Origin of the sequence: Dapis purpurea BLCC-M126 (genome assembly GCF_050015975.1) — a bacterium.
Lineage (GTDB): Bacteria > Cyanobacteriota > Cyanobacteriia > Cyanobacteriales > Microcoleaceae > Trichodesmium.
The window spans coordinates 1-6,178 of record NZ_JBNHER010000088.1; the positions used below are offsets into that span (position 1 = coordinate 1).

5 protein-coding genes are annotated in these 6,178 nt (G+C 35.3%); 3 read left to right on the forward strand and 2 right to left on the reverse strand.

Features of this window, described 5'->3' with window-relative positions:
• Nucleotides 1-340: 340 nt before the first annotated feature.
• The gene (locus ACP6PL_RS08290; protein ID WP_426544439.1) at nt 341-1,966 is read left to right on the forward strand and encodes an iron uptake porin; all 1,626 of its coding nucleotides are present in this window, start codon (nt 341-343) and stop codon (nt 1,964-1,966) included.
• A gap of 114 nt (nt 1,967-2,080) precedes the next feature.
• Complete coding sequence (locus ACP6PL_RS08295; RefSeq protein ID WP_426544441.1) at nt 2,081-3,040, forward strand: pentapeptide repeat-containing protein; 960 nt, start codon at nt 2,081-2,083, stop codon at nt 3,038-3,040.
• 553 nt (nt 3,041-3,593) lie between these two features.
• On the opposite strand, the gene ACP6PL_RS08300 is transcribed toward ACP6PL_RS08295, so the two are convergent.
• Complete coding sequence (locus ACP6PL_RS08300; protein WP_094678727.1) at nt 3,594-3,716, reverse strand: hypothetical protein; 123 nt, start codon at nt 3,714-3,716, stop codon at nt 3,594-3,596.
• Nucleotides 3,717-3,739: 23 nt separating this feature from the next.
• Between ACP6PL_RS08300 and ACP6PL_RS08305 the strand changes: the two genes are divergently transcribed.
• Nucleotides 3,740-4,357: a DNA-3-methyladenine glycosylase gene (locus ACP6PL_RS08305; RefSeq protein ID WP_426544444.1), complete on the forward strand. Its 618-nt coding sequence runs from the start codon at nt 3,740-3,742 to the stop codon at nt 4,355-4,357.
• 124 nt (nt 4,358-4,481) lie between these two features.
• Here the strand turns inward: ACP6PL_RS08305 and ACP6PL_RS08310 are convergent, their stop codons facing one another.
• On the reverse strand, nt 4,482-6,104 hold the full coding sequence (locus tag ACP6PL_RS08310; RefSeq protein ID WP_426544446.1) for an ATP-binding protein: 1,623 nt from the start codon (nt 6,102-6,104) through the stop codon (nt 4,482-4,484).
• Nucleotides 6,105-6,178 lie beyond the last annotated feature (74 nt).

Below are 6,178 nucleotides of genomic sequence, written 5' to 3' on the forward strand. Positions count from 1 at the left end.
TCCTGACTCCTAGATTAACTATCTAATTACACCGATACTACCGGATTTGATATAAGATATCCTAGCCCATCGCTTTTATCAATAAACCCGATTTTTGATAACAGGCGCGATCGCTACTTACCCACTTATAGAAAGAATAATTGCCTACGAAAAAGTACGCAATAAAACTAATTTTTTCAGCTAGTTTTAACTACTAAAATGTAGTAAAATGTATGTTCCCACTTTTTTTCAGATTTGCTCTAATATCAATTTCGGTTCGATAAACTATATTTTTTTCTGTAATTTCCCCCTCTTCTGATAAAATCTGACTTCAGAATAAACTATTTTAGGGGGAAATAGCTTGCAATTATTCAAAAGTCATGGTAAGAAAAAAATTATCCTCATCAGTTTGACCTTAATCAATCTATTATCTTTAAGCAGTGGAAAAACCCTGGCCACAGAAGATAAACAGGAGTTGATGGGGCAAGTTCAAAACTATGCTGAAGAATTTACTGAGACCAAACCAAATGACCCCATTACCCAACAAATACCTGTTTATCAATTAGATGATGTTTTACCTACCGATTGGGCCTATTCCGCATTGCTGAGTTTGCGCGATCGCTATGACTGTCTCTCTGGTTATCCTGACAATACTTATCGAGGCAACCGCGCCATAACTAGATATGAATTTGCAGCAGCTTTAAATGCTTGTTGGCAAACTCTGGAAAGTTTTCTGGCAGAAAGTCAAGCAGAATTAATTCAAGAAGACGACTTGATAGTTGTCGAAAGACTGATACAAGATTTTCAGGTAGAAATAGCTAACCTCAAATCACGCACGGAAGCATTAGAAAACCGAGTTGATGCTTTGGAAGCACAACAATTTTCCACTACCACAAAATTAAACGGTCAGACAATTTTTGCTGTGAATGCTGGTGGGTTTGATGGCGATCGCCTCATTGATCCTAATGGCAGAGAGCTAGCAGACGAAAATCCTCAAGCTACATTCTTATATCGAGTAGTTTTCGATTTTGATACAAGTTTCCGAGGTACAGACTTATTAAAACTGCGGGTTGATACAGGTAGTAATGGAATTCTTGACAACGCTACAGCAATACTCGAACCTAACTTTGGCAGTATTCTAGATATTACTAGACGACCTCTTCGAGATGACGAGTTTGGCATTGGGAGAGTCTTCTACAGTTTTGAGGTAGTGGAAAATTTATCCCTAACTGTAGGACCTTTAATTGAAGCGTTGGATTATATAGACAATAATAGCTACGCTAACTTAAGCTTTCGCGACTTTTCCACAGCCAACTTGGTTTATAACTATGTCATATTTCCTATGGATGCCATTGGTGGTGGAGCAATATTACAATGGAACCCTGGAGGCAGTGCTTTTAACCTTCGTGCTTTATACATTGCCCCAGATTCAGCTAACCCTACCCAAAATGGTCAAACTCCTTTACCCGTTTCTTTGTTTACATCATTACTCTATTCTGATGGCAGGGGTTCCCGGGGGTTATTTGGTTTTCATCAAGGAATGGTGGAATTTGAATATAATCCTTCGTCTAAGTTTAGTCTACGTTTGATTTATAGTGGAGGCAGAGTTTTTGCTCGTCGTTTTGATGCGATAGGAGTGAATTTTGAGTGGGGTTTTGCTTCCAAGTTTGCTGTCTTTGGTCGCTATGGCTATAGTAGTTACAAGGATACAGATTTTGGTGATATTAATCCTAATTATTGGATGGCAGGTCTTTCTGGGTTAGATGTTTTGCAAGAAGGCGATCGTGTGGGAGTAGCAGTTGGGCAGCCTTTTGTTGTGAATGAAATTGGTAATTCTACTCAGACCAATTTAGAGGTTTTTTATAGTTATGCTGTGAATGATAATATTTCAATTTCTCCTGTATTTCAAGCCGTTTTTGATTCTAGTAATCAAAAGAGTAATGGTACAATTTTTACGGGTACATTAAGGACGGTCTTTTATTTTTAAAGAGGACTTGAAGCACTTGTAATACCACTTTAAAAAAATAATAGTATAAAAAGGTGCATCGCAATTTATTCTATTTCTTCCTTACTTATTCCTTACTTTTGGAGAAAAAAAATTATGGATACTAATGAATTAATCCAACGTTATCAAGCTGGAGAAAGAGATTTTTCTGGTGTGAAATTTCAATATATTGAATTAAGCAATATTTCTCTAGAAGAAATTAATCTAAGCGACTGCGACTTGAGCAGAGCAAAATTACACAATGTCAATTTAAATAATACTAATTTAAGTAATGCTCAGTTAGTTAGTGCAGAAGTAGAAAATACCACTTTCATAAATGCTAATCTTAGTCACGTCAACTTAGAGGGAATAAGCTGGCAAAATATAGATTTAAGCAATGCAGATTTAACAGATACAAGTTACGATCATAGCACCATAGACAATTCCAATTTGACTAATGCAAATTTAACTCAAATGGGTGGATTTCAATCAACTTTCGATAACTGTAATTTGATTGGTGCAAATATTAGTCATGCTCAATTAAGCGAAGTTACTTTTGATAATTGTAACTTGAGTAATGTTAATCTCAGTCACACTACTTTTTATGATGTTTATATTCAGGGTTCAAATTTTAGTAATGCTGACTTCAGTAATGCTCATATTAAAGCCATGTCTGGTTGGAGCAACGCAAACTATACTGATGTAAATTTTCAAGATGCTCTTTATTTAGATCCAGAAGATTTGCCACCAGATATTGACCTTGATGAAGCAGGATTAATGTTTGTTGGTCCTGAAACAGATTTGAGTGGTAAAGATTTAAGAAATATAGATTTATCTGAATCTGAATTATCTTCAGCTAATTTTAGTAATGCTAATTTAAGTGGTGCAAATTTGAGTGATGCAGACTTGAGTGATACAAATTTTACTAATGCCAATTTAGAAAATACTGACTTAAGCGATGCAGATTTAACTAATGCTAATTTTACTAATGCTAACCTGAATAATGCTAACTTAGATGGCGCAATTTTTGATAATACAATTATGCCAGACGGCAGTATTAGAGGTGGAGAAGAATAATAATAAATACTCTAGAATCATATATTCATATAGCACTATAAAATGATGTCTGAAAAAACCTGTAGGGGTTTTGTCTCCAAACCCAAGCGAAAACAGGATTTGGATACTAAACCCCTACAATAAAATCTTACAACCTAATAATTAGTTATTATAAGTCATTGCGACTGGAACCGAGTGAAAGGAAGCAATCTTAGGGGTTGCGCAAGATTGTTTCCTATCGTCGCAATGACAATAACTCAAGTGACAGTATTTATAACAATCTTTTTGACAAAAAATAGAATTTCATTTATAGCGGTTTTCACAAAGGTAGAGTACAAAAATTCTTCCTTCTCTCCTAGATAACTAAAGCCTTCTCTCCTAGATAACTAAAGCCTTCTTCCTTTCAACCCAAATCTCTGTACTCTATATTGATGAAAATTGCTATAAAAAAAATTCTTGGATAGCTCGATCTTCTACCCAAGAACTAAATTATCAAAAATTGAAAAACTAAAATATTTGAGCAATAATGCTCCGCATCGCTAACGCGTTTCATGTCGCGCAGCGAAACGCCTACTTAGTGAGCGGAGCCATTTCCATGATAATCATCAGAATCATAGAATCCATTCTGTGTACCAAAAAACAGACAACCAATAGTAAATAAAACAGTTAATCCCACTAGAATTAATTTGATATCCATAATTGCAGATTCTCCTTTAAAGAATGAATTTTACTCAAACAAATGAGATTATAGACAATACTTGGCTAAAACGCCCGTCCCCTGAAGTTGCCCCAGAATTAATAGGTTGTACTTTAGTTCGACGAATATCCGATGACCAAATTATCCGCAGCACAATAGTAGAAACCGAAGCTTATGCACCAGGAGACCCTGCTTGTCACGGTTATCGTAGTCGTACCCCACGAAATGGGGTGATGTTTGGCCCTCCAGGAATGAGCTATGTTTTCCTCATTTACGGGATGTACCACTGTCTAAATATTGTGACAGATGCAGATGGGGTGCCTAGTGTTGTCTTAATTAGAGCTTTACAATTGGAGTCTGTGCCAGATTGGTTGTGGGAGCATATCCCAAAACAAAAATCAAAATCTCAAATTTCTCGTTTGGCTGCGGGGCCTGGTAAGCTTTGTCGTCTACTTAATATAGACCTGAGTTTGAATGGTTTGCCGTTACAAGTGGGGCAACCTATGTGGTTGGAACATCGCCCTCCCCAATTTCAGGAAGATTTGCGAATAGTACAAACAACTCGTATTGGCATTACAAAAGGAACGGAGTTACCGTGGCGGTGGTATTTAGCTGACTGTGATGCGGTGTCTAAGGAGTAAAGAGATCATACTAATTGGGTCTAAAACCCTACCTTTTAAGGAGAAATGTGGGTTAGAGGGTTCATCAAAATCCCCGTTACAAAAACAACTTCTGACTCCTTACTCCTGTCTCCTGACTCCTTCTTCAATGAGTTTCCTGAATCGGAATTTCAATTACAAATTCTGCCCCTTTTCCTGCTTCTGAATAACAATTAATTTTGCCGTGATGCCGATCTGTAATAATTTGATAGGCGATCGCTAATCCTAAACCTGTTCCTTTTCCCACAGGTTTAGTCGTAAAAAATGGGTTAAATAATTTTTCTAGAACATTCGGTGGAATGCCACAACCATTATCTGAAATTTTAATTGTTGCCCAGGTTTTATCGGTATTGGTAAAAGTTTGTATCCGAATTTGACTGGGATAGGCATGAATTTCTTCTAAGGTACGAGTTTGATTTTGCTCTTCCAAGGCATCAATTGCATTAGTCAAAATATTCAGAAAAACTTGGTTTAACTGTCCAGAATAACAAGAAATTAATGCTAATTGACCATAATCTTTAATAACTCGAATTTCTGGGCGATTTTCTTTTACTTTTAAACGGTGTTGCAAAATCAACAAACTTCCATCTAATCCTTGATGGATATCTACTTTTTTAATATCTGCTTCATCAAGTCGAGAAAAAGTTCGTAATGATGTCACAATTTCTTTGATTCTTTGAGTTCCCATTCGCATTGATGTTAACAATTTAGAAAAATCTTCAACTAAGAAATCTAGTTCAATTGCGTCTAATTCATCTTCAATTTCTGGGGCAGGATTTGGATAGTGTTGTTGATATAAATCAACTAAATTTAATAAATCTTGGCTATAAGTTTCAGCATGAGTAAGATTACCATGAATAAAATTGACAGGGTTATTAATTTCATGGGCAATTCCAGCTACCATCTGACTTAAACTTGACATTTTCTCGCTTTGAATTAGACCTATACTTTTTTGCAGTTCAGCCTCAGCACGATTACGGTTCTCAATTTCAGTGTTTAAATTATGATTTACTAGGGTCAATTCTTGAAGCTTATCCCCCAAGTTTTGACGAGATTCTGCTAATTGAATAGTCATCTGATTAAAACCTGCTGCTAATTCTCCAATTTCATCATTTGTTTCAATCTTTAAGCGATGATTTAGCTCTCCCTTGCCAATTTTATTAGTTCCTTCTTTTAGTTCTTGAATCGAATTAATTACAGGTATAAAAATCATCTTAAACTGTAGGATAAATACAAAAAAAATTGACCCAATTATTACATACTTCGCTAACCTGGAAATTTGCTTTAATTGTTGTGCTTTTTGTCGAGCTATATCGTCCTGGGATTCTGTTGTTTTCGCTAAAAACTTTAAATACAATTCAATATCTTTAGAAAAGGAATTTAGGGCACGAATATCTTGTTGAATTTCGGGTATACTATAGGAAGTATTTTCCAAACTATTTGCTAAACGAATTATATTTTTATGACGACGTTTAATAACTGGAATTTCTTCAACCTCTGGCATTAAATACTCTAAGTTCTGTAGACAGGTTTTGAATTCTAATTTAGCTCGCTGATAACGTATCATATCAACAGTATTTTGATCGATAAATAAATAATCCTTCAATGCTTCAATTTGATTTCCCAAAGCAACCTGTAAGCAAATTACTTTTTTTATAGAATTTAAAGTTTTTTCTCTACTTTGTACAACTGATATTTCTGCTTTTTTGATAAAAAATTCACTGCCCAATAAAAGGAAGATAATTATACTAATATCATGTTCGGATGATCACTTATAATAAAGCCAAAATCATTACAGTAGAA

Coding starts and splice junctions, on each gene's coding strand:
- ACP6PL_RS08300 (WP_094678727.1), bottom strand. CDS start 3,716: ATGGATATCAAATTAATTCTAGTGGGATTAACTGTTTTATTTACTATT.
- ACP6PL_RS08295 (WP_426544441.1), top strand. CDS start 2,081: ATGGATACTAATGAATTAATCCAACGTTATCAAGCTGGAGAAAGAGAT.
- ACP6PL_RS08305 (WP_426544444.1), top strand. CDS start 3,740: ATGAATTTTACTCAAACAAATGAGATTATAGACAATACTTGGCTAAAA.